At 47.5% G+C, this 21,439-nt stretch carries 27 protein-coding genes; 13 read left to right on the top strand and 14 right to left on the bottom strand.

Annotated elements, in window-relative coordinates; all coding sequences use genetic code 11:
- The first annotated feature begins 259 nt into the window (after positions 1-259).
- Both BUB16_RS22360 and BUB16_RS06330 read left to right on the top strand, forming a co-directional pair.
- Entirely contained in the window at positions 260-421 is a 162-nt protein-coding gene (locus tag BUB16_RS22360) for a hypothetical protein (RefSeq protein WP_434083887.1), read from the top strand.
- Positions 422-444: 23 nt separating this feature from the next.
- Positions 445-747: an antibiotic biosynthesis monooxygenase family protein gene (locus BUB16_RS06330; protein ID WP_073060988.1), complete on the top strand. Its 303-nt coding sequence runs from the start codon at positions 445-447 to the stop codon at positions 745-747.
- Positions 748-819: 72 nt separating this feature from the next.
- Here BUB16_RS06330 and BUB16_RS21415 read toward each other — a convergent pair whose 3' ends face one another.
- Complete coding sequence (locus BUB16_RS21415; RefSeq protein ID WP_170864301.1) at positions 820-969, bottom strand: hypothetical protein; 150 nt, start codon at positions 967-969, stop codon at positions 820-822.
- A 73-nt stretch (positions 970-1,042) separates the two neighbouring features.
- Between BUB16_RS21415 and BUB16_RS06325 the strand changes: the two genes are divergently transcribed.
- Positions 1,043-1,963 (top strand): EamA family transporter, encoded by a 921-nt coding sequence (locus BUB16_RS06325; protein ID WP_073060986.1) that lies wholly within the window; start codon positions 1,043-1,045, stop codon positions 1,961-1,963.
- Between the two features lie 168 nt (positions 1,964-2,131).
- Here BUB16_RS06325 and BUB16_RS06320 read toward each other — a convergent pair whose 3' ends face one another.
- On the bottom strand, positions 2,132-2,503 hold the full coding sequence (locus BUB16_RS06320; protein ID WP_073060983.1) for an SDR family NAD(P)-dependent oxidoreductase: 372 nt from the start codon (positions 2,501-2,503) through the stop codon (positions 2,132-2,134).
- 182 nt (positions 2,504-2,685) lie between these two features.
- Between BUB16_RS06320 and BUB16_RS06315 the strand changes: the two genes are divergently transcribed.
- The 4 genes from BUB16_RS06315 (at position 2,686) to BUB16_RS06300 (ending at position 5,219) form a co-directional block, all read left to right on the top strand.
- Positions 2,686-3,315, top strand: a complete 630-nt coding sequence (locus BUB16_RS06315) for an NAD(P)H-dependent oxidoreductase (protein ID WP_073060980.1) — start codon at positions 2,686-2,688, stop codon at positions 3,313-3,315.
- A gap of 15 nt (positions 3,316-3,330) precedes the next feature.
- Positions 3,331-3,936: a Crp/Fnr family transcriptional regulator gene (locus tag BUB16_RS06310; RefSeq protein WP_073060978.1), complete on the top strand. Its 606-nt coding sequence runs from the start codon at positions 3,331-3,333 to the stop codon at positions 3,934-3,936.
- Between the two features lie 87 nt (positions 3,937-4,023).
- Positions 4,024-4,473, top strand: a complete 450-nt coding sequence (locus tag BUB16_RS06305) for a DMT family transporter (RefSeq protein WP_073060976.1) — start codon at positions 4,024-4,026, stop codon at positions 4,471-4,473.
- The gene (locus BUB16_RS06300) at positions 4,470-5,219 is read left to right on the top strand and encodes a GNAT family N-acetyltransferase (RefSeq protein ID WP_073060973.1); all 750 of its coding nucleotides are present in this window, start codon (positions 4,470-4,472) and stop codon (positions 5,217-5,219) included. Before BUB16_RS06305 ends, BUB16_RS06300 begins: the two co-directional genes overlap by 4 nt.
- Here BUB16_RS06300 and BUB16_RS06295 read toward each other — a convergent pair.
- The 5 genes from BUB16_RS06295 to BUB16_RS21410 form a co-directional block, all read right to left on the bottom strand.
- Positions 5,195-5,941 carry a carbon-nitrogen hydrolase family protein gene (locus tag BUB16_RS06295; protein WP_073060971.1) on the bottom strand — a complete coding sequence of 249 codons (747 nt, stop codon included), beginning with the start codon at positions 5,939-5,941 and terminating at the stop codon, positions 5,195-5,197. The genes BUB16_RS06300 and BUB16_RS06295 overlap by 25 nt on opposite strands.
- 63 nt (positions 5,942-6,004) lie before the next feature.
- Entirely contained in the window at positions 6,005-6,877 is an 873-nt protein-coding gene (locus BUB16_RS06290; RefSeq protein WP_073060968.1) for an AraC family transcriptional regulator, read from the bottom strand.
- Between the two features lie 103 nt (positions 6,878-6,980).
- Positions 6,981-7,421: a VOC family protein gene (locus BUB16_RS06285; protein WP_073060965.1), complete on the bottom strand. Its 441-nt coding sequence runs from the start codon at positions 7,419-7,421 to the stop codon at positions 6,981-6,983.
- A 54-nt stretch (positions 7,422-7,475) separates the two neighbouring features.
- On the bottom strand, positions 7,476-8,027 hold the full coding sequence (locus tag BUB16_RS06280) for a GNAT family N-acetyltransferase (protein WP_073060962.1): 552 nt from the start codon (positions 8,025-8,027) through the stop codon (positions 7,476-7,478).
- A 60-nt stretch (positions 8,028-8,087) separates the two neighbouring features.
- A complete protein-coding gene (locus BUB16_RS21410) occupies positions 8,088-8,255 on the bottom strand; it encodes a hypothetical protein (RefSeq protein ID WP_170864300.1) in 168 nt (55 codons plus the stop codon).
- A 255-nt stretch (positions 8,256-8,510) separates the two neighbouring features.
- Here BUB16_RS21410 and BUB16_RS06275 point away from each other — a divergent pair, with 255 nt between their 5' ends.
- A complete protein-coding gene (locus tag BUB16_RS06275; protein ID WP_073060960.1) occupies positions 8,511-8,795 on the top strand; it encodes a YdeI/OmpD-associated family protein in 285 nt (94 codons plus the stop codon).
- 31 nt (positions 8,796-8,826) lie between these two features.
- Here the strand turns inward: BUB16_RS06275 and BUB16_RS06270 are convergent, their stop codons facing one another.
- From BUB16_RS06270 to BUB16_RS06260, 3 genes are all read right to left on the bottom strand, one after another.
- On the bottom strand, positions 8,827-10,032 hold the full coding sequence (locus tag BUB16_RS06270; protein WP_073060957.1) for an aminotransferase class V-fold PLP-dependent enzyme: 1,206 nt from the start codon (positions 10,030-10,032) through the stop codon (positions 8,827-8,829).
- A gap of 38 nt (positions 10,033-10,070) precedes the next feature.
- Positions 10,071-10,301, bottom strand: a complete 231-nt coding sequence (locus BUB16_RS06265) for a hypothetical protein (RefSeq protein WP_073060954.1) — start codon at positions 10,299-10,301, stop codon at positions 10,071-10,073.
- 78 nt (positions 10,302-10,379) lie between these two features.
- The gene (locus BUB16_RS06260) at positions 10,380-11,015 is read right to left on the bottom strand and encodes a helix-turn-helix transcriptional regulator (RefSeq protein ID WP_073061222.1); all 636 of its coding nucleotides are present in this window, start codon (positions 11,013-11,015) and stop codon (positions 10,380-10,382) included.
- Positions 11,016-11,283: 268 nt separating this feature from the next.
- Here BUB16_RS06260 and BUB16_RS06255 point away from each other — a divergent pair, with 268 nt between their 5' ends.
- The 5 genes from BUB16_RS06255 to BUB16_RS06235 all read left to right on the top strand — a co-directional run bounded on the left by BUB16_RS06255 (position 11,284) and on the right by BUB16_RS06235 (position 15,554).
- Positions 11,284-12,240: a WD40/YVTN/BNR-like repeat-containing protein gene (locus tag BUB16_RS06255; RefSeq protein ID WP_073060951.1), complete on the top strand. Its 957-nt coding sequence runs from the start codon at positions 11,284-11,286 to the stop codon at positions 12,238-12,240.
- A gap of 191 nt (positions 12,241-12,431) precedes the next feature.
- Positions 12,432-13,013 (top strand): NADPH-dependent FMN reductase, encoded by a 582-nt coding sequence (locus BUB16_RS06250; protein WP_073060948.1) that lies wholly within the window; start codon positions 12,432-12,434, stop codon positions 13,011-13,013.
- A complete protein-coding gene (locus BUB16_RS06245; RefSeq protein WP_073060945.1) occupies positions 13,010-13,837 on the top strand; it encodes an arylamine N-acetyltransferase family protein in 828 nt (275 codons plus the stop codon). Before BUB16_RS06250 ends, BUB16_RS06245 begins: the two co-directional genes overlap by 4 nt.
- A 209-nt stretch (positions 13,838-14,046) precedes the next feature.
- A complete protein-coding gene (locus BUB16_RS21155) occupies positions 14,047-14,244 on the top strand; it encodes a tautomerase family protein (protein WP_139240210.1) in 198 nt (65 codons plus the stop codon).
- A 95-nt stretch (positions 14,245-14,339) separates the two neighbouring features.
- Complete coding sequence (locus tag BUB16_RS06235; RefSeq protein WP_073060931.1) at positions 14,340-15,554, top strand: MFS transporter; 1,215 nt, start codon at positions 14,340-14,342, stop codon at positions 15,552-15,554.
- Positions 15,555-15,632: 78 nt separating this feature from the next.
- Here BUB16_RS06235 and BUB16_RS06230 read toward each other — a convergent pair whose 3' ends face one another.
- The 4 genes from BUB16_RS06230 to BUB16_RS06215 form a co-directional block, all read right to left on the bottom strand.
- On the bottom strand, positions 15,633-16,202 hold the full coding sequence (locus tag BUB16_RS06230; RefSeq protein ID WP_073060928.1) for an ATP-dependent Clp protease proteolytic subunit: 570 nt from the start codon (positions 16,200-16,202) through the stop codon (positions 15,633-15,635).
- Positions 16,203-16,463: 261 nt separating this feature from the next.
- Positions 16,464-17,729 (bottom strand): serpin family protein, encoded by a 1,266-nt coding sequence (locus tag BUB16_RS06225; protein ID WP_084088083.1) that lies wholly within the window; start codon positions 17,727-17,729, stop codon positions 16,464-16,466.
- An 82-nt stretch (positions 17,730-17,811) separates the two neighbouring features.
- Complete coding sequence (locus BUB16_RS06220; RefSeq protein WP_073060925.1) at positions 17,812-18,084, bottom strand: hypothetical protein; 273 nt, start codon at positions 18,082-18,084, stop codon at positions 17,812-17,814.
- 640 nt (positions 18,085-18,724) lie between these two features.
- A complete protein-coding gene (locus tag BUB16_RS06215) occupies positions 18,725-21,382 on the bottom strand; it encodes a DUF6797 domain-containing protein (protein ID WP_073060922.1) in 2,658 nt (885 codons plus the stop codon).
- Positions 21,383-21,439: the final 57 nt, after the last annotated feature.

Raw genomic sequence — 21,439 nt, 5'->3', positions numbered from 1 at the left:
TGCAAAAAGCAACGAATATTAAGTATAGTAAAACAAAGGAGATTTCGCCTGACCAAATTATACCGCTCTATAAACAAAATGATTGGTCATCCGCTAAAAAACCCAACAAACTTCATAAAGCATTAATCAATTCTCACTCGTTGGTCTCTGCCTGGAGTAAGAACCAACTGATAGGTATTGGAAATGCCATTTCGGATGGCTATCTCGTGTCGTTTATTACCCGCACCTCCTTGTACTTCCCTCATTTCAGAACCGGGGAATTGGCAAGAATATCTTTAAGCTACTCACAAAAAAATATGAAGACTACCATCAACATATGTTAATAGCAGATAAGGAAGCAGTAGGATTTTACAAATCCTGTGGATTCAACCGAGCTGGAAATACGATCCCTATGTGGATTTATGACGGAACTGATCATTAATTTACTCTAAAATATACTTAGTTATGATAGCACGTATTTGGCATGGAATTACACCTGCAGAAAAAGCAAATGAGTATCTCGAATTTCTCCAAAAACGGGCGATTCCGGATTATGAAAGGGTTAATGGATGTTTGAAGATAACCATTTTACATCGAATCGAAGAAGAGATCGCCCATTTTGAAACGCTGACATTCTGGACTTCTGAAGAAGCTATAAAAAAATTTGCCGGCAGTGAAGTCCTTAAGGCCAAATATTATCCCGAAGATCAAGACTTCCTCTTGGAATTTGAAGAACATGTCCGCCATTATAAGGTAACGAAAAAATAGCCTGTCAGAGTACCTTTACAGGATACGGGTTATTAATCCAGGGAAATAGGCTCGGGCTATAGTCAATTCCAATTACGCATCAAAACCATACGCACCAATAACTCCGAGGAAAATACTATCCAGGCCGGACTTCGATATAATACAGCTCTTATCCAGCTGAAGTGTAGCAAAATGCATCCCGATCCAGTAATGATTACCAATGTTGAAATTACTATCACTCATAAAACAATATTGCCAAGAAAAATAAAATAATTATATTTTTACTATTAAAATTAAATTAGTCAGTAAAAAATTTATGACGTCTATCTCAAATCGTTGGATTGGCCTTCTGGCATTCGGAGTTGTTTATTTTGTCTGGGGGGCTAACTTTGTGGCTATCCGGATTGCTATTGAGTCTATTCCTCCTTTTTTGATGGCAGGTACCCGTTTTTTTGTTGCAGGAATAATCATATACCTATGGATTCGATTCAGAGGTGAGACAAGACCTACTTTTAAAGCAGCCCTGCCGTCTGTCAAGCAGGGGATATGGCTGAATGTACTGGGGACGGGAGGACTTGTCTGGTCCGAGCAGTATATCCCCTCCGGACTGGCCGCCATCGTATTGGCAACAGTCCCCCTTTGGATGGTCGTTTTTGATAAAGAAAGGTGGAAAAAAAATTTCAACAATCCTTATATAGGGGCGGGACTTGGAATCGGAGTGATCGGTGTCGCCCTTTTATCTGATTACAACACGCTTGGCTACCTGTCCGATAACCGAGAACTTTTTTATGTAGGCTTGATCGTGCTTTTAGGTGGAACCTTGTGCTGGTCTTGGGGTTCGCTTTTTTCCAAGAAAACGAACAAAAATGTTTCTCTGCCTATGAATTTGGCCATCCAAATGGGTACGGCCGGTTTTCTTTTGTACCTGATCGGATTTTTCTTTGGCGAGCACACATTGCTCTCTATTTTTGATGTTACATATAATTCAATATTCGCTTTGGTATTTTTAATCGTATTTAGTTCCATCATTGGCTATTTGGCCTATTTATGGCTGCTGAAAGAATACTCCCCAGCGCTTGTAGGAACCTATGCATATGTACATCCAATGGTAGCTGTATTCTTAGGATGGGTATTAGCCGATGAGCTTATTACGATTAAAACTACACTATCCTTGATCATGATTTTAGCTGCCGTATTTTTGATACGATACGCACATTTTCAAACTAATTTTGATTGAAGTCAAGCGCCAGATCCACCCAATAGTTAAACTCAGCTTTTGTCTGTAGGCTTTCTTCGTTTACGTACACCCATCCCTTTTGATCTGTTCGGGCGGCCTTCCAGGATCCAATATTACCGTACGATACTTGTGAGAGGTGGCGGTGGCTGTAATTTTTTCAAAAACATATTAAGTATTCAGATGTTTGATCTGCCCCCTCAACTCTTCAGAGATATCCCATAAACGTTGCCGTGCCTTTTTATCATAGGCCTGACTGTTGGCCTGCGAGTGGCGTTTAACGTTAAAAAATTCGCCGGTAACGCCCGCCAGTTCCGGAGAAGTTGCGACATATGCTACCGCTTCAGCTCCTTTCTCAACACTGTTTGCGGGACTGATGCCCGCCTCGCGGACCATATTGGTGTCCATGTAAGTTGCCGGGTGCAGGGCGTTGACGGTGACCTGAGAGTCTCCCAGCCGATCGCCCAGCTCTATGGTAAACATGATCTGCGCTAGCTTGCTCTGGCAATAGGCGCGATTACCGGAGTAGCCATTCTCCAGCATCAGATTGTCAAAGTCCAGGGCTTGCTGGCCAATGGAAGCAACGTTTACTATCCGTGCCGGCGCCGATTGCTGCTAACGTTCCGATCGACGAGTTAAATCAACATATGTAAATGCAAGGCTTTAATCCCTCACATACTTTTTGGACGAATTCACTTGAATCCCAAAAAAAAGTAATATTAGCAATGCAATTGATCGAACATTTGAAATGGCGATATGCCACCAAACAATTTGATCCCACAAGAAAAGTTCCCGCAGAAGATCTGGAAAAGATTAAAAAAGCAGTACAACTGTCTGTTTCTTCGTACGGACTTCAGCTCTATAAGGTGTTGATCATCGGGGATCAGGAGCTTAAGAAAAGACTAAAACCTGCCTCATTTGAACAAGACCAAATTACGGATTCTTCTCATTTGATCGTATTCTGCAATTATACGGAGGTTAAAGACCATCATGTGGATGAATTCCTGGAACGGAAGTCAAAAATACAAAATATCGACATGCAGGATTTGGTAGATTACGGTGATTTTATGAAAGATGATATCAATAATAAATCGAATATTGAGAAGCCTCACTGGACAGCCCGGCAAACGTACCTGGCGCTGGGGAATCTGCTGACCGCCTGCGCCGAGCTGAAAATTGACGCCTGCCCCATGGAGGGGTTTGAACCTGATCAATACAATAAGATACTGGGACTGGAAGAACAAGGACTGAATGCTTCGGTCATTGCTACCATTGGTTATCGCACCGCCAATGATCAACGACAATTTGCGGATAAGGTGAGGAAACCCGAACATCAATTGTTTGAAGTAATCTGACGAAGTTGAGAAGAGATGGAAATCAACAAAGAAAAATATATATCGAAACTGAGAACCAAGTTTGAAAGCTATTCCCGTGTCAGTGACAATTCATGGGCGATGATTGAATCCCTCGTACGCTTCCAAACCCTGGAAGAAGGCGAAATATTGCTTCGTGAGGGACAGGTGGCGCGGGACTTTCACTTTATTTGCAAGGGAGCACTTCGGGCATTTGTCACCGATTATGATGGCAATGTTTATAACAAGAACCTATTTCTGGATGGGCGATTTGCCGGATCCAAAGTCTCTTTGCTCAAAAAAGCCCCATCTGAGTTTACCCTGGAAGCGCTTGAAGATTCCATTATCATCAACCTGGATTATTTCAAGTACCGGAAACTCATTGATGAGCACCAGGATCTGAAAGACTTTTATATCGCCTACCTGGAGAAAAACTGGATCCTTGACAAGGAGCAGCGGGAGATCTCCCTCGTCATGGAAAATGCCACCCAGCGATACCAGAAACTCCTGGACAGGCACCCGGATATTGATAATCGTATCGCGCAAAGGCATATTGCCGCCCACCTGGGCATTACGCCCACCCAGCTCAGCCGCATCAGAAAAAAGCTGAATAATAACCGCTGAATCAACCTATGTAAATGCAAAGGTATATCAGCTGCAATATCTTGATCACAGATCGTAATCAAGAAACCAAAACAAGCTTTTTAACCAATGAATTACCTGTTTCTGATCACATTAGCGTTTGTCGGTGGTGTTTTCCTGGCCATGCAGGGCGCTCTCAACGCCCATCTGGGTGTGCTGCTTAAAAATCCCCTGCTGGCTTCGGTTGTGGCGTTCTTTTTCAGCACGTTGTTTGCCATAGTGGTTGCCGCCGTTAGTGTTGAACAGTTGCCCAGCTGGAAGGGACTGTCCCAAATCCCCTGGTACAAGTGGTTTGCGGGCGGACTCTTCAGCGTGCTGGGAATCAGCCTGTACTACTACACCATCCCGAAACTGGGCATCTCCACCATGATCTCGCTCGGGCTTTGCGGACAGCTTATTTTCTCCGTTATCGCGGGACATTTCGGCTGGCTGAACCTGCCGACCGAACCGATCACTATACGACGAGTAATCGGCGTAATATCAATGATAATCGGAATCGTATTAATCCAGTTAAAATGAAGAATTCAGAACTTATACAAGCGAACATCAAAAACCTTACCTCCCTTTGGAAGACCGCGGGTATTCCGTTTGACTCCTATGTCAAAGGATCTGACTTTGACTATTGTCTGGTCCCCAATTCGGACTGGCCTAACCGGCTGTGGTTTAATGGGGAAATCAAAAACGAGAAAACTGTAAGGAAGGCATTGGATATAATGAGATCGACATCCACAGACCTCGTGCTTCCCGTTTGGGATATTGATGACAGCGACGGATACCATGAGCAGCTGGAGGCCAACGGCTGCACCGAGCAATTTGAACTGCTGGGCATGTCGCTTGAACTGGCTGATCCCTTTGAAGAGCAGGGACGCTTAGATATCCAGCTTGTTTCGAGCGAAGAGAAAGCGAAATCATGGGCTGAAATTTATCCTGAGGCGTTTGGATATCGAATAAGCCCCGAAATCCTCCTGAAAACCTTCGGTGATATCAATTTCTACCTGGCCTCCTACCAGGGCCAGCCGGTAGGAACGGCCATACAGTTCAATACAGCAAACGTCTCGGGTATTCACGGTATGGGTGTTATCCCCGAAATGCGGAGACGTGGATTTGCCGGAAAAATCATGAAGCACCTGTTGAACCAGGCCATTGAAACCGGCAAGGACTATGCTACCCTGCAGGCCTCAGATATGGGCAAGGGATTGTATGTGAAACTGGGTTTCGAGGAGCAGTTTAGCTTAAAGCATTACGGCCTGGAATCAGGAAAATGAGATCTTTGGGTCATATTATTGGATTCTGTATCGAATATAATTTTGCCTGCTTCAGTCTCATCCAACTGCCCGAGCAACTCCCCTTTCTTATTCCAAACCGCAGATTGACCGGCGCAGATATCACCATCTGCTTGTCCCACGGCATTGGCCATCAGCACCGTCATCGAATATTTCTTGGCAATGGTTGACAATTGTTCCTTGGCTTTTTCAACACCATTTTGAAATTTTGCCACACTCGCTATGTAAATACTCGATCCAGCTTCATAAGCTTGCTCCGAATGTTCCGGAACCGACAGCTCATAACAAATAGCCGGTGCTATATTTTTTTGCTCCCCCAGCAGTTCCGGTAAATGCGAACCACTTACAAAGAAAGGCTCCTCATCAGCATGCAAATATTTCTTGCCATATACCCGGCGTTCTTCTTCGGGTTGGAAAATCACCATCCCTATAATAATTCCATGGTCAGATTTTAGCGGCATGCCAGCACCGATTGTAACTTGATGCTTATTACTAAGTTTTTGGAAATCATTAAAGCGGGTATCATCTTTGGTGGTTGCCAGCTGTTCGGCAAGCTCCGGTTCATATCCAGTTAGTGATAATTCGGGAAATATAATCATCTCCGCCTCGTGGTCGAGAGCTGTCTTAATGATTCTTTTATGATTCTGGATATTTTTCTCCACCTCTGCCTTCACAGGATGCGTTTGGGCTACACAAATTTTCATCTTTTAGAATTTTAAATAACGGGTACACCAGCAAGTGCCGGGTATACCCGTTAATTTAATGGATTATTTTTCTGATACAGGAATCCAGATTTCACTTTTGAACGTCGCAGAATCCGTATCTTTATTCTCGTTCCAAAGCATTTCCGGACCTTTGGCTAACTCATAATTTGAAGTAGGGAACCATTCGGAATAAATGCGTCCCCATGTTTCCTGCAGTGTTTCAGGAAATGAACCTATCGATTCAAATACCGCCCATGTAGAAACAGGGACTGTTAGTTGGGCAAAGTTATCGCCCGCTTTATTTGTGGTCGCTACCCCGATATAGTGATCCAGCTCTCCTTCTTCTTCCATACGACCCTCAGAAAAATTGGTCGATGCACTAATTATTCCTTTGGGATCTACATTCGATAGCTCTTTAAGTCGCGCTAACTGCTGTTCATCAAGCTCTTTCCACATCGATTCAATTTCAGGATTAGGTCCCTCGAACACGATCGGAACTCTTTTCATAATTCCAACGATATTAAATGTGTTCTTTTCTTCAATTCGATAATTCATTTCAACTCCTCCTTCTATGGATAGATGAAAGATCATTCTGGGATAGGCTTTCAGCTGCTCCCCATGCTTTCGAGCATCGGATGGAGTTATTCCATGCCAGTTTTTGAATGCTCTTGTAAATGCATCGGGAGAGCTATACCCATACTTCGTGGCGACATCTCGAACAGCAATATTATTGCTATTCAGCTCAAAAGCCGCCAGGCTAAGGCGTCTCCGGCGAATGTACTCCGAAAGAGAAACACCGGTAATAAAGGGGAACATTCTGCGAAGGTGATATTCCGAACAACAAGCACTCCTGGCTATTTCCCAATAGTCAATCTCAGTCGTCAGGTTGTCCTCGATATAGTTCATCGCCCCGTTCATTTTATCGAGCCAATCCATATGAATGACCTTCCGTTTTTGATTTCAATTCATTCCAAAGTTAGCGGCTGCTGTCCTGCAGTTCATGTACAGTTATGCAGGGTGTGCCAGAGATTGAGTATTCTCATAATGTTCCACTCTCCTTAATTCGTCGCTGCTGTTCCTCTGGTGACACATCTTCGATATGAGTCGCAATCCACCAGATATTTCCTGCCGGGTCTTTGATTCCGCCATACCGCTCTCCTGCATGATGCATGTCGGTAGGCTCCATGATCGATTCTCCGCCAGATTCGAGTGCCTTTTGGTAGGTGGCATCACAGTCCTCAACACGCAGGTAGATCGAGCCGGGCATGGAATCGAATTCATCCGTCGGCTCTCCCATCATGATGATGGAATCCCCAATTTGCACTTCTACATGCATGATTGATCCGTTATTTCGTTCGAGCCATATAGTTTTCTCCGCTCCGAATGCATTCGCTAAAAAATCGACCAGTCCAGCAACTCCTTCCACCAACAAGTAGGGCGTTGCGGTATGATACTTATCTGAAAACGGGGTTATACTCATAGCACCAAGATATTTAGAAATGAACTTTATTGTTACTGTGATTATGAACAACCATCATGGTCTTTCCAGAAATTCAGTACGGGTCAATCGGTATTGGACAACATCCTTATATACACCCTGTTTCTTTACATGTTCGGTAAGCCTGGCTTCTTTTTTCATTCCATTTTTAGACATTACTTTCCCGGATGCGGGATTCTCTGGAAAGTGAGTAGCAACAATTTTGTTAAGTCTTATTTCTCTGAAACCAAACGTTAATATGGCTTCTATTGCTTCCGTAGCATAGCCGTTATTCCAGAAAGGTTCTCCAATCCAATATCCCAACATCCCCCGGTCGAACCGGGGATTGATCTTCAATCCGGTTACTCCCACCAATTGATCATCGGGCTGCAGACAGATCGCAAATATATATTCAGATTCATCTTCAACCCCCTGATTGGCTTTATTAAGAAAAAATATGGCATCTTTCTCGCGGTAGGGATATGGAATGTTTAACGTCATTTCCGCAATCTTCGGGTTGCCGGCATATTCGATAATATCTGGCAGATCTTTTGCCGCAGGTTTGCGGAGCCGGAGTCTATCTGTTTCTAAGGCAGGGAATTTATCCATTTCGTTCTCTTGGATTATCAGTACAGCGTAACAGAAAATTAAAAATTTTTATCTTTTCAATCATCTGTTGAGTGGAGTAGTAAATTTACCTGTCACTTCCACAATCCAAAAGTGCTCCAAAAAATATTGCAGATCGTCCGGCGGATGAAAACGGGAAAGATCAAAATGATGTTTCCCTTCATGGGGATTCAGCACGCCTCTCGGGTTTTCTTTTTTAGGTTTCGCCATAATGCTACTGTCGGTTTTTTACAATATATATTCAAAAGCAATCATAATATTTGATCGAAGTCAATTTTTTTAAAACAAAAATTCACGAACGGAATTCTGATATGAGTACCCAAACCACCAGCTCCTTCAACATCGATAACTGGGGTGAAGAACCTGTAAGCGAGCCAGACGATTCGATTCAGCCCCCGAAAACCGGACAGCCACTGGAGCCGTAAAAACATAGAAACGGTAGAACGGCTCAAGGCAGATGGCCGCATGCACCCGGCCGGACTCCGGGCGTACCGGCAGCGCGATGAGGAAAAGTCGGCCCAGGCCTCATATGAGCAGGAAGAGGTCAGTTTGAAAAAGGAATACAAGGAAAAGATCAGAACCAATCCCAAAGCGTGGGCGTTCTTCCAGGAGCTGGCGCCGGGCTATACCCGGACCTCCATCCACTGGGTGATGAGCGCCAAAAAAGAGAAGACCCGGCAGCGTCGGCTTCAAATCTTAATCGAGTCATGTGAAAAGGAACAGAAAATTCCTCTTTTAAGACGAGGTTAAATAGTCATAATCATCCCGACGCGGTTATCAACTACACCACATTTTTCAGGACATCGGTCGTCCTGTCAATCTCTTCCCTGGTATTGTAATAATGCGGGGAAATCCGCAAGGCCGTCTCCACTCCCTTGGCATCCATGTCAATGATCCCGTGGTGCCGCATGGAGGCTGAGGTATTAATTTTTTTAGCCCGCAGTTTTTCCACCACTTCAGGAGCAGCCATGCCCCTGATCGCAGCCGTTACTATTGCACATTGGTTCTGTCCCCGATCCAGTACCCGCACCCTTTCGAGACCGGCTAATTTTTCACGCGTGTACGCAGCCAGATCAAGGGCCCGCCGGCTTGCTGTTTCAACGCCGACGGACTGAAGGTACCTTGCGGCCGCCCCCAATCCCAACACAAGTGCATAGGGAAATTCCCAGTTTTCAAATCGTTTGGCATCCGATTCCGCCCGGAACTCTTCAACGCCCGTCCATTTAGCGCCGCGGGTATCAGGAAACATCGGCAACATCCCTTGCTCCAGCATATGATCGGAAACATATAAAAAGCCCAATCCCCGGGGACCACGTAAAAATTTGCGAGAAGTGGCGGCCAGGAAGTCGCACTTCAGTTCCTTGACATCCACCGGCAGTTGTCCCACGGCCTGGCAGGCATCAAGCACAAAAGGGACCTCAGCTTCCCGGCATATTTCCCCGACCGACCGGGCATCCTGAACGAGTCCGGAGTTGGTGGGCACCCAGCTCATCATCACAAGACGCGGGCTGTGCTTTTCAATCAGCGAGCGAACCGAGTCCGGATCCACCCCGCCCTCGGGCAGATCTTTCGCACGGATAATTTTAATCCCAAATCGATTGACCAGGTTAAGCAGCATAATCTGGTTGGAGGAATACACCACATTGGTGGTGACAATCGTATCCCCCCTCTGAAATTCAAAGGCACTGAGCACCTGCGAGACCGCGACGGTGGCATTTTCCACAATAGCAATATTGGAGGCTGTTGTGCCGATAAGCCGACCGATCGCTTCATAGCAGGAATGGATCTCCCCGGAGGCAGCATCCGCCGCCTCATACCCGCCATAGCGTGCCTCCTTTTCCAAATAATCCCGGACGGCATTGATAACAGGTACAGGCATCAATCCGGCCCCGGCATTGTTGAGATGAATCCGGTGGCTGCAGCCAGGCGTATCATCTAGCCATCGGTTTAAATCGTGATGATCTGAAGGTCTACTTGTGTCAGTCATAATTCTGTGATATTCAATTTTGCGCCCGATCCGGACGTTTATGCGGTTTGATGGGTATTATAACTTTCTATGAACTTCATAACTGCAAAAAATCCGCCATGCTGCTGAACGTCAATCAATTTTATGGGCGGAGTGGTAATATTGCGTGGCAACAGCGGCGCCCCCGTCATGCTTTCGACTTCTCCAAACTGGAAGAACCAATCGAGAGAGTGATTTCCATCAGTCATAAAGCCGTCGATACTGGTTGTTGTATAGTATTGTGTCTTCATGAGTAAGCTTTTGAAAAGTGACTATGTTTGACAAATAACGAGTCACTCAGAGACAAATCGAAATTATTAGAAAATAAGTTACCGTGTATTCTCTGTCACCCGATAAGCGCACCTGCGCGCTCCTTTGATAATATGCTCGGTACGCTCTACTTCCGCCGCCTCTCCCAGTACCTCCCGGAATACATTCAATTCCGCCTGGCAGAATCCCTGGCATGCTTTGGCAGCGGTGCAAATGGGACAGTGATTCTCAATAAGAAGAAATCCCTCTTCATCCTTTTTGTACTCCGCCATATACCCTTCTTTAGTGCGAATTTCAGTGAGCCTTGCCACTCGGTCTTCCAACGTATCAGTATCTTCCAATTCTTTACGGTAACGAGAAAGTGTTTTCTTTTCATGCGTCCCGATCACCTCATCCACGGCCGTTTGTCCCAGTGTTTCCCGCATCATCGCAATAAGATTTGCCGTAAGATCCGCATGTGCATCCGGAAAGCGATTATGTCCTTTTTCAGTGAGCGACCAGATCTGCTTCGGCCGGCCCCGTCCCTCTACCACTGACTCTGACTGAACCAGTCCCTCTTTTTCGAGCTTCATCAGGTGAAAGCGGGCCCCTTCCGTAGTAATATCCATTTCGCCGGCCAGGTCTTTGACCGACTTCGGTCCTTTTGCTTTAAGAATCGATACCGCACGTTCGTGATCAGGCAGCTTATTTTTCATAATAAACAAAGCAATTAATTTGAAAATCTTTTTATGATAATCATTCCGGATAAAAAAACAAATCACAACCCCCTTCTAAGCTTCACAGGTGTGTTTGAAATTATCTATGAGCTCCATAAGAAACAAATAACATAATAAACAAAGTAATTATTTTGTTTATTATCCATAATTTTTAGATTAGTGAGTGAACAGGAAGCTAATAAGATCAGTCCGGAACCTAAATCAACTTCATACCGCAACCAAAACACTAACGAAAGGAGAGGAAATTATGATTGCCAATTCAGATCAACATATCCTGCTTATCGGAACCAACCGGGGCGTCTACCGTGTCCCGATTGATAAGATGGATGAGGCGAAACAAGTCCTCGACACAAAACACGTTTTGCGGGTGCGGCGGTTCGGCGAGGAAATACTTGCAGCCACCCGGGCGGGTTTGTTTCGCTCTACAGACCGCGGCGAAAGCTGGGTGAATCTCAACGTCCCCCGGAAAGAAGTTTACTCCGTATATCAGGAGGTCCAAAACAAAAAGCTGTATGCGGGCACTCATCCGGCTCACCTTTACCTCTCCGACGACGGAGGGGAATCCTGGCGTGAATTAGAAGGCCTGCAGAGTCTGCCTTCCCGCAACACCTGGCATACCCCCCGCCACCGCAATGAAGCTCATGTGCGTAGTCTGGGCGGACATGCCGATGCCCCCGGAAGACTCATAGCCGGTATCGAAGTCGGTGGTGTGCATGTCAGTGAGGATGGCGGGAAAACCTGGACGGAACGACGCGATGGGCTGCATGATGACATTCACCATGTGCTCATTACAGAAGCTGATGAATATATCGCCTCAACTGGCGGCGGCCTCTACCGCTCACGAAATGCCGGGCGTACCTGGACCCGCCTGGATAATAAATTAGACCACACCTACTTCCGTGAAGCATTTGTTGTGGGGGGACGATTATACGCCGCGGCTGCCCGCTCGGCCCCTCCGGCATGGGGCGGCGAGCAAGGAGCTGACGCCGCTCTGTTTGAGTCTGCGGACGGGGGGGATACCTTTCATTCCGTAGCATATGCGGGACAACCGGAAGATCTGGTGTTGGCGTGGACCGTAGCTGATACGGAAAGAGAAACCGTCTTCGCGGGAACACGCAACGGTCACATTCTTCGCCGGACCGATGATAAATGGAGAAAAGTCGGAAGCACACCCTCATCGATTCGATCGCTTACCGCAATTTGATGTTCAGGATACATACAGGAAAAAACACAAAACTGCCAAAAAAACCGGAGCACAAATAGAATAAAACAAGAACTGACTTCACTATGGATCCGCTGAAGAAATAAAAATAACAGGTATCTAAAAGTATTCGGGTTTCACTTTAAAAATAGAACGAACATATCATTATAAGTTAAACCAAACTAAATAGTATTATGAAAGTCGCAATCTTACTGGGCAGCGTCCGGATGGGGCGTCAAACCCACAAAGCTGCCTACTATCTTAAAGAAAGACTCACAAATCGCACCATAGAAACCGACCTCATCGATCTGGCTGAGGATCCTCTGCCCGTACTTAAAGAGCGGGTGGGACATCATCCCGATCCGCCGGAAAATGTGATGGATATCAGCGAGCGACTCCACGAGGCGGATGCCCTGCTGCTAGTAACGCCGGAATACCACGGCAGTGTCTCAGGTGTACTCAAAAATGCGATCGATTATTTTTGGAGTGAATTTCAGAAAAAACCGATTGGTGTTGTCGCTGCTTCAGCCGGAGGATTCGGCGGGATTAATGCTTCTACTCACCTGCAGCAGATCATCCTGGGAGTGGGAGCCTATCCGATGCCGCTGAATTTGCTGGTGCCCCGTATCCACCAGGCATTCGATGATTCTTTCGAGCCACAAAACGAACATATCATCAAGTCGACCAAAAATTTCCTGGACGAATTTCTCTGGTTCGCCGATGCCCTCCATCAAAAGAAAACCGAAGATCAGGAATATGAAGAGGAGGTCGCATGAGTACTTCAATCAATCTCGACAACTATTTTGAACGTATCGGGTATGAGGGACCTGACTCTCCTACGCTGGATACGCTGAAAACGCTTCACCGGAAGCACACGGAAAATATTCCTTTTGAGAATTTGAATCCGTTTCTGGGGATGGAGGTCAAGTTGGATCCCCAATCCCTGGAACAAAAGATGATCCCCCATAAAAGAGGCGGCTATTGTTTTGAACAGAATCTGTTGTTTCGGGAGGTACTCCGGTCGATTGGATTTGACGCACAAGGACTGGCGGCGCGCATCCGGTGGAACAGGCCGGAAGTGGAAATTTCAGCACGCGGACATATGCTTCTGCTGATAGAAATCGATGATCAAAAGTATATTGCCGACGTGGGGTTCGGCGGTCTCACACTCACCGCTCCCTTACGATTGGAAACCGGTATTATACAAGAAACCCCGCATGAGCCGTACCGGCTGGACCGCAAGGGAGAGGATTATCTCATGCAGACGCTGGTGCGCGACGAGTGGAAGGACGTCTATCAGTTTAATCTGGTTGAGAACTATGTGCCTGATTACGAAATCACCAACTGGTACCTGTCAAATCACCCGGAATCACATTTCGTGACGGGACTGATTGCCGCGCGTCCGGTGCCGGGACGCCGATATGCTTTGCGGGATAACCGGTTCTCCATCCACCATCTGAATGGGGAAACAGAGAAACAACCCCTCGAAACAACCAGCGAAATTCGGGAGGTGCTCGAAACTCATTTTCTGCTTTCGCTTCCCGAAGAAAACGGGCTGGATAAAAAATTATCCCAGCTTATTGAGGATAACGGTAACTGACACCCATGATAGGATAGTATTACATTAATAGCAGAGAACCAACGAACTGTTTCTGTGACATCCCGGATTCCGACCCGGGATCTCAAAGAGCTTATTACGTTGATCTAACAAAATATCATAAGAACGGTTATTCATCATGTAAGATTCTTAAACAAATTTCAGAATAACACCAGACAAAACATTCTTTATAACTCATAAGACTGGAAAATATGCCTACGATACAAGTAACTATTCCCCGGGACGATCTTGACCAAAATCAAAAATCACAACTAGTTCAACAGCTAACAGAATCAATCAGCGAATTTTATATCACAGAAAAAAATGAGCAGGTGAAAGAGTTTGTGAACATACGGATACATGAAACCTCTGAAAACGGCTATGCGGTGGGTGGAGATATCATTGGTTAAACCTACCACCATTTCGAAAAGGAAGAAAGGTCGCTTTTTTGCAATAGATCCGCCGGCCGTAATGATACCTTTTGCAAGATCAAACATAGACAAAAATGAACACGGATAACTTTTCAACAAAAGCAACACTGCTGCTGATCAGCAGCCTGACAGTCATGGCCGGGGCAACCATCGCCCCTGCCCTGCCGTCCATGCAGAACTACTTTTCGGAGGTGGAACACGCCGGGTTTCTGATCCGGCTGGTACTCACGCTCCCGGCTCTGTTTATTGTTTTGGCAGGTCCGTTTGTGGGATGGTTCCTGGACCAGAACGGACGACTTAAGCTGCTTATTCCTGCAATGGTTATTTACGCCCTGGCCGGCAGTTCTGGGCTCTATCTCGATTCCCTCGGTACTATCCTGGCGGGACGGGCCCTGCTGGGAGTAGCCGTAGCCGGCATTATGACCAGTGCAACAACGCTGGTAGCCGATTATTATGAGGGACCGGAGCGGTCGCAGTTCATGGGCTGGCAGGCGGCTTTTATGAGTTTCGGCGGTGTCGTATTTCTAACGGCCGGCGGCGGATTGGCGGAACTGGGCTGGCGCTGGCCTTTTACAATTTACCTCTTTCCCCTCCTGCTCGTGCCCCTGGTGACCTTTTCACTCACCGAACCCACCCAAAGCGATGAATCATCCTATCCGAGAGATGAAGATGAATCCCCTGCAGGAAAACCCGGCAGGCTGCTACCCCTGATCTATGGTATCGCTTTTCTGGGAATGGTCATTTTCTATTTTATTCCCCTGCAGGTTCCCTTTTACCTGGAAACGCTGCTGGGGGCAGGTCCCACCATCAGCGGGATGGCGATTGCCGTATCTACGCTATTCGGGATGGTAACTTCCCTGACCTACGGCCGAATTAGAGACCGGATCGGATATCTCTCCATTCTAGGGTTGAATTTTGGCCTGATGGGAACCGGTTATCTGTTCATTGGAATGGGGAGCAGCTATCTGATCGTTCTGACGGGACTGGCGATATGCGGCCTCGGTATGGGGCTGATGTTTCCGAACCTCAATGTTTGGCTGACTTCTGAAACCCCGATAGCTCTGCGCGGGCGTGCCGTAGGCGGATTAACCACCGCTGTATTCCTCGGGCAGTTTATTTCCCCAATTGCCGGACAACCAGTCGTCACGGGATTAGGACTCAGTACTCTTTTTTGGGGAGCCGGGATGCTGCTGTTGAGTCTGGCACTGCTATTTATCCTGCTCCGACGGTCGATTCTCGCTTTTACCAATCCCGTTCCAACGACAGTTCCTATGGACACCCGGATGTAGCCTCCGGTTATACGCACTTGGGAAATCTGCTTCGTTACCAAGGAGCGTTTAAAGAAGCGAAATTTCGGCTTCTCAACATTAATCCACCTCGGAAATACGCTCGATAATCGAACCTACAAGGCCATACTCCTTGGCTTCCTCAGCCGTTAGCCAGAAATTGCGCTGGGTATCTTCCTCTACTTCTTCAAGGGGCTTTCCGGTAGCCTCAGCAAGGATCTCATTCAGCCGCTTCCGCATTTTTACGATCTCCTCTGCCTCGATGGCGATATCACTGCCGCTGCCCTGCACCCCTCCGCTCGGCTGATGCAGCAAAAACCGGGTGTTCGGCAGGCAATACCGGTCCTCCCTGGGGACCGAAACATAGATGAGCGCTCCGGCACTGGCCACCCAGCCGTTTCCCACCATGCGAACGCGCGCATCGATAAACCTGATGGCATCGTAGATCGCGTGCCCGGAGTCCACATGCCCCCCCTGCGAGTGAATAAACAAAGTGATCGGATCGTTGGATTCGGCGGAAAGGGCTAACAGCTGACCGGCAACCTTGCCCACCAGTTCCTGGGTGATTTCACCGTTGATAATAACAATGCGTGACTTAAAAAGCCGGTTGGCAACCGATTGATTAAAAGAAGATTTATTATTGGAGTCCATGACAGATAATATGCTTGATGGTTAAAAAAGCGTTCCTGGAAATATATTTGCCCCGGTAAAATATCACAGCAACATCAAGAGTCAAAATTATGAATGGACTCATTTTCATAGACCTTTGCAAAACTGTTGTTTTACCCAATCACTGCATTTTCATGCATCCAAAATCCTCACACATGCCTTTTATGCTATGGTTTTGAATACGCTCATGCTTTGGTATTGACCAAGATTCCCGGTTTTTCAAAGCCCTCTTTCTTATCCCTCTTAGGAAGGATCGGTCATGGTCCCCATGAAAAGAATGGTCTCCGATTCCACCTCGCGGATGACATAGAAAAAGGGGCGGTCGAAACTGATTTGTACGGATGCTGGCATACTGACCAAGCCTATCTCGACAGAAGTGGCGGCGGCTGCTTCAGTTCCTTCCTCATTCACCCGGATAAACGTTTTATGCCGTGTATCACTGATATGCAGATCATCGTGTTCCGGATTGATACCGCTGAAATCCGATTTTGCCGGTTCAAATGCAGCGGTGATCCCCATGTCCTGCAGAACTTCCTTAAAATCCTCAATCTCATATGCTGTCTCGAACCTGGGCAGGTCCATCATAAGCGTTACCCGGTTAAACCCGCCGGTCAGCTCCCGCCACTGCTCCCGGTTCAGGTCCTGTACCCAGCTTTCGAGTCCCACTTCCTCATCGGGCAGCACCAGGGTCATGGCAAAGCCGGCATCGCCATAATAGAGATTCACGGCCTCATAATTTTCCCCCTGCCGGTAGAGCATTCGTTCCTGCTCCTCCATGCGCATCATGTCCACATCCACCGCAGAGCCATCGGGACGGTAGAAAGGTTGCCGGGTTGTATGTTCGGAATCAAAGGGTACCGTCCAGTCACCATTGAAATACATGGCATTAATCAGGTACATAACGGTCAGCGGATCAATAGGTCCCTGTACGATCTCATCAATCAGTCCCCCCGTCTTATCGCCTACCCAGCTGTTGATCCGGTCGACAGTTCCGGGATCTCCGAAATCCGCCGCTTCAATGATCGCATCGTAGTAGCTTTCGTTGGTCTCCAGAAAATCCTCTTCCACGGTAAACGTATCCCGATACCAGATTGAATTGGCAATATTAAACTGTACATCCTCATCAAAGCCGGACAACAGCTCGATCAGGTTACGGGCCGCCTCATTAATTTCCTCACGGCTCATTCCCTCCAGACCGAGGGTTTTCTGTATCTGATTATACGTTGCTCCCCCTGCCCCGTTCATCGTCATCCCGTAGGCCATCTGGATACTTAAGGGGGAAATAAAATGGTTCTGGTTCGGTTTCTCTTCCACCAGACGATGCATCAGGTCCAATCCGAAATCACCGGCCCCTTCTGACAGTTCAGCTTCCTGCTCGGAAAGCATACGCGGAAGTTCACGGCGTTCAAACGGTTCAGTCTCCTCTTCATCCACCTGGTTCATTTCGCATCCCGTCACGGTGAGAGTCGTAAAAAAGACCGCAAGCGTTACTATAAGATATTTCATCATGGAATAAGTTTTGTTGATATGATCGGTGACCTATACCTACTACACATAAAGGAGGCAGGATAACTATTGCATACTCCAAAAATCATATAACAAATTCCACTCTACAGTTTTTATACACCCTGAATACAAAATCCCCTTCTCTGAAGGTGACGGACAGGAATTCACTGAAAAGCTGTACCTTAATTTCATTACTGAATCCCAAGTACAATACCCCCACAGGATTGCCGCTCTTATTGGTATTCCTCCGCGGCGGAAACGGCTCTTTGCCCGGAAGATACCATGACCTGCTCTCCTCCTCCCCTTCGATCTCTGCCCCGGGGCCTGTTGTGGGCTCGTTATGAATCCGATCTGTCATCACTCCGTTAGCCGAAACTTTGGCATCATTACGACAAGATGAGATGGTACATACAGCTATAATGCATATAACTGTTAAAAGTATTGCCTGTTGACTTCCTCTTGATATCATGGTTCTGCTATGCTGTTCATGATATTTGAATTTCGATCCCTACCGCCCTTTCTGGCTAAATGAATCGTTTCTCTGAACCGTGGTAGTGATGACTCAGGATTTATTCATAGAGAGAGGCTATTGTAAAACCTATATGTCATCATCCTGAGTTTATTTCAGCATGACCTGGATGGTTTTGCATCGTGCCCTCATATTCACATGAACAGGAATCAGTTCTCGTTCACAAAAAGAATATTCTCCGATTCCAACCTGCGAATAATGACGCAGCAAAGGGTACTTTTTCCCAAATGAATAAGAATAAAAAGTACGCCAAAGCTATAGTCCTGCCATAATCACCTGTTCTACATGGTATCTACACAGGAAAGGCAGGGAGTAACTACTCTAAAATGAATTTTTTATATCCGATGACTTGTCTTCCGGCCAGTTGGCAAAGATAGGGGGGGGGTAGCGGCTATCCGAGGCGCAAATTCTCCTACTATATCCTGTTTTTAGAGACCTTCAGCAATAAATAACATCAATCTTCTCACCACTACTCTAAATTTTTAAGCTCCTCTTCGGTCCATAGTTCTTCCCGGTTTCTCGTATCCCTCCTTATTTCTTCCACCTGGGCGCTGGTTATGGGCTCTTTCTCATGCCAATTTTGCCGTATAAAGCTGACTACCGAGGCAATTTGCTCATTATCCATCCATTCAAAAGGGGTCATAATACCTCTGTTCCCCCGCTTGCCATGTAATAAGATCCGTACAACAGCTTCCGGAGAAGAGCCGGCCCACTCAGATTCATCCAACGACGGGGCCGCTCCCCCGCGCACGTGGCAGGAAGCACAATTTTGTTGAAAGATCTCTTTTCCCTGTTGAAATTTTTCCGATATAAATTGTTGACCTGACTCTTCTTCTACTATTTCCTCCTTATCACTTGCTTTCTGCCGGTGCCGGGCGATCATCCGCTGTTGCCACTCCGGCCGCTTATCGGCCTCTTCTTTCGATAACCAGTTTACCGTCGGATAAAGGGCATTGGAGGCAGATTTACCATCCTCAAACGCCAAGTCATACTCAACCTTCATCTGCATAACCGAGCGCATATCCGGGATCTCCAGAAACACGGATCGTCCGTCCTCAGAGAGCTTGGCTGATTGCACCGTTACTGAATCGCGTCCCTCTGCCTCCGGATTCCTGAGGGATATTTCAGGAGACCCGTATTGCTGCGAATAGATATATTCCCATCGCTGAAGGTGGTAATTTTGCCTGTTTTCAGCACTGCCGGGATCCAGGGGTTCTGAAAATGTCAATTCCACTCCACGGGGCGTAATCCTGAAATCCGTCGGCAGATACACCTTCCCGCCGGTATAGCGGATGCGCTCAAAACTTCCGTCCGCTTTGCCGAGCGTCGTCCACCCGCGCAATCCGACCAGGTACAGCTGCCCGTCTGCCGGATTTACCGTACCCCGAATCAAACCGGATTTTGATTCGACCGGCAATTTAACGGTGGCGCCCTGCATCTTGCCTTCCGCCAACTCTTGCGTTAGCACCACCTGCAGGTCCGCCTGTCCATAAGAACCCAGAACCCATCGCCCGGAAAGCGGTCCCCACCGGTCCTCGTCAGTGTAGGTCAGCGAGCCCGAGGAGTTGTTGACATCGTAGGGGATCCAGGCCACCGGGGGCTCGAACGACCCGACGGGGCGACCTGTTCCCCCGTGGGGACGAAAACCGTAAAAGCTATTGGGTTTGATCAAATCTATCCGTTCAACCGGCACCCAGTTCCCCTGCTGATCGGCGGAAAGAATGGTCTTATCCGGTCCAATACCCAATGTGTTTGCCCCCCGCAAACCGCTGGCATATTGTTGCCGTTCGCTGCCATCCGGGGAAACACGCATGAGCGCCCCGTGCCCGGGGACTTCCCCGGGGACCCTGTTCCCATTTTTAAAGAAGTAGAAATAGCCCTCCGAATCGACCTGTAGCTCAAGAGAATGAGCCCTCGGATAGACCAGTCTATCATTATTGAAATTTTCATAATAATCAGCCTCACCATCGCTGTTAAGATCATGAAGCCGGGTCAGCTGGCTGCGTTCGTTAACATAAATTTTACCATCGACCACCGCCAGTCCCATCGGATAAAACAATCCCGAGGCATAACGACGCCAGGAGACCTCTTCGAGCTCGTTATCAATTCCGGAAACCACCCACACATCCCCATTCCAGGTCGATATGGCCGCGCGTTTTCCATCTTCAAAAAAATCGATACCGGAAAGTCGCATCCACGATCCCCAGGGATTGTCAAAAGGCACCGGTATTTGATCCACCGCATAAGCAAACGCACCCTGGCCTTTATTCCCCGATACCACCAGTTCCTGCTCCCACCGGGCGGGTCCCCCATGGGTTAGCGGTTCCGGATCTGTAATATCGGCCAGTTCGGCCGGAAGGTCCCTAAACCGATTGGTATAATCACTTGCCTCATAGATTAATACCCGCGTAGTTGCCGGCTCTTCTTGCGGGGGAATATGGAGCTCCACGCGCCCCTCCTCATAATGCAAACGGGCATGGCCCGAGGTACCAGCCAGGCGAACAACCAGGGCGCCATCCCCTGTGCTTAGTCCGATTTCCCTGGTCCCGTCCTGGATAAGCGACCAGCCGTCCCGCTTCTCCAGCAACAGCGCCTGCAGGGAGTGCTCGGTTTCCGGAATGTTAATATTTCGCGCAAAAACAAGTTTTCCATCTTCTTTTATAGCTTCGGGATATTCCAGAATATCGGTCCCCCCGACCCTATAGGAGAGTACGATCTTATCCCCATTCCGATAGTAGCCCTTATAATGCGCCCAGTCACGTGGAATGCTGCCTAGGCCACTCGCGCGCGGAGCGTTAAACGTACCGTCCTGCGCCCAGCCGGCTATTTCCGGGCTGCCGAACACCTGCCGGCCCTCCACGGCGGCTATATCCGACCCTTTATAGCTGGTATAATCTGTCTTTGAAATATCCAGCCAGCCACCTGCCGCTGCTGCGGCCATTCCCACAAGATCGGTATCAAAGATAAAGGCGGCGCCGTGATCCAGCCGGATCGCCAGTCCCTTTCGCACGATACTACCTTCAGGCCAAGCCTTCCGGATGGATTCGGAAATAACGGGTCCGTAGTCCATCACTTCATAAGAGCCTGCCTGGTTGTTCTGATCAGACTCGGTTTCACCGCTTTTCATATCAGCGTCAGAATTGGGATCTGTACAGCCGACAATTATAAAAAGGCATAAAAGAAA

Source organism: Fodinibius roseus, assembly GCF_900129315.1.
Taxonomy (GTDB): Bacteria; Bacteroidota; Rhodothermia; order Balneolales; family Balneolaceae; genus Fodinibius; species Fodinibius roseus.
The sequence above is the reverse complement of the archived record's forward strand: the minus strand, read 5'-3'. Positions and strand labels throughout refer to the sequence as shown.

What these genes read in the sequence shown, in the direction of transcription:
- BUB16_RS06275 (WP_073060960.1), top strand. Translation starts at nt 8,511, where the DNA reads ATGCACCCGGCCGGACTCCGGGCGTACCGGCAGCGCGATGAGGAAAAG.
- BUB16_RS21155 (WP_139240210.1), top strand. Translation starts at nt 14,047, where the DNA reads ATGCCTACGATACAAGTAACTATTCCCCGGGACGATCTTGACCAAAAT.
- BUB16_RS06295 (WP_073060971.1), bottom strand. Translation starts at nt 5,941, where the DNA reads ATGAAAATTTGTGTAGCCCAAACGCATCCTGTGAAGGCAGAGGTGGAG.
- BUB16_RS06290 (WP_073060968.1), bottom strand. Translation starts at nt 6,877, where the DNA reads ATGGATTGGCTCGATAAAATGAACGGGGCGATGAACTATATCGAGGAC.
- BUB16_RS06220 (WP_073060925.1), bottom strand. Translation starts at nt 18,084, where the DNA reads ATGACAGATCGGATTCATAACGAGCCCACAACAGGCCCCGGGGCAGAG.
- BUB16_RS06285 (WP_073060965.1), bottom strand. Translation starts at nt 7,421, where the DNA reads ATGAGTATAACCCCGTTTTCAGATAAGTATCATACCGCAACGCCCTAC.
- BUB16_RS06235 (WP_073060931.1), top strand. Translation starts at nt 14,340, where the DNA reads ATGAACACGGATAACTTTTCAACAAAAGCAACACTGCTGCTGATCAGC.
- BUB16_RS06265 (WP_073060954.1), bottom strand. Translation starts at nt 10,301, where the DNA reads ATGAAGACACAATACTATACAACAACCAGTATCGACGGCTTTATGACT.
- BUB16_RS06310 (WP_073060978.1), top strand. Translation starts at nt 3,331, where the DNA reads ATGGAAATCAACAAAGAAAAATATATATCGAAACTGAGAACCAAGTTT.
- BUB16_RS06270 (WP_073060957.1), bottom strand. Translation starts at nt 10,032, where the DNA reads ATGACTGACACAAGTAGACCTTCAGATCATCACGATTTAAACCGATGG.
- BUB16_RS06325 (WP_073060986.1), top strand. Translation starts at nt 1,043, where the DNA reads ATGACGTCTATCTCAAATCGTTGGATTGGCCTTCTGGCATTCGGAGTT.
- BUB16_RS06305 (WP_073060976.1), top strand. Translation starts at nt 4,024, where the DNA reads ATGAATTACCTGTTTCTGATCACATTAGCGTTTGTCGGTGGTGTTTTC.
- BUB16_RS21415 (WP_170864301.1), bottom strand. Translation starts at nt 969, where the DNA reads ATGAGTGATAGTAATTTCAACATTGGTAATCATTACTGGATCGGGATG.
- BUB16_RS06255 (WP_073060951.1), top strand. Translation starts at nt 11,284, where the DNA reads ATGATTGCCAATTCAGATCAACATATCCTGCTTATCGGAACCAACCGG.
- BUB16_RS21410 (WP_170864300.1), bottom strand. Translation starts at nt 8,255, where the DNA reads ATGGCGAAACCTAAAAAAGAAAACCCGAGAGGCGTGCTGAATCCCCAT.
- BUB16_RS06320 (WP_073060983.1), bottom strand. Translation starts at nt 2,503, where the DNA reads ATGCTGGAGAATGGCTACTCCGGTAATCGCGCCTATTGCCAGAGCAAG.
- BUB16_RS06245 (WP_073060945.1), top strand. Translation starts at nt 13,010, where the DNA reads ATGAGTACTTCAATCAATCTCGACAACTATTTTGAACGTATCGGGTAT.
- BUB16_RS06330 (WP_073060988.1), top strand. Translation starts at nt 445, where the DNA reads ATGATAGCACGTATTTGGCATGGAATTACACCTGCAGAAAAAGCAAAT.
- BUB16_RS06215 (WP_073060922.1), bottom strand. Translation starts at nt 21,382, where the DNA reads ATGAAAAGCGGTGAAACCGAGTCTGATCAGAACAACCAGGCAGGCTCT.
- BUB16_RS06300 (WP_073060973.1), top strand. Translation starts at nt 4,470, where the DNA reads ATGAAGAATTCAGAACTTATACAAGCGAACATCAAAAACCTTACCTCC.
- BUB16_RS06280 (WP_073060962.1), bottom strand. Translation starts at nt 8,027, where the DNA reads ATGGATAAATTCCCTGCCTTAGAAACAGATAGACTCCGGCTCCGCAAA.
- BUB16_RS06260 (WP_073061222.1), bottom strand. Translation starts at nt 11,015, where the DNA reads ATGAAAAATAAGCTGCCTGATCACGAACGTGCGGTATCGATTCTTAAA.
- BUB16_RS06225 (WP_084088083.1), bottom strand. Translation starts at nt 17,729, where the DNA reads ATGATGAAATATCTTATAGTAACGCTTGCGGTCTTTTTTACGACTCTC.
- BUB16_RS06250 (WP_073060948.1), top strand. Translation starts at nt 12,432, where the DNA reads ATGAAAGTCGCAATCTTACTGGGCAGCGTCCGGATGGGGCGTCAAACC.
- BUB16_RS06315 (WP_073060980.1), top strand. Translation starts at nt 2,686, where the DNA reads ATGCAATTGATCGAACATTTGAAATGGCGATATGCCACCAAACAATTT.
- BUB16_RS06230 (WP_073060928.1), bottom strand. Translation starts at nt 16,202, where the DNA reads ATGGACTCCAATAATAAATCTTCTTTTAATCAATCGGTTGCCAACCGG.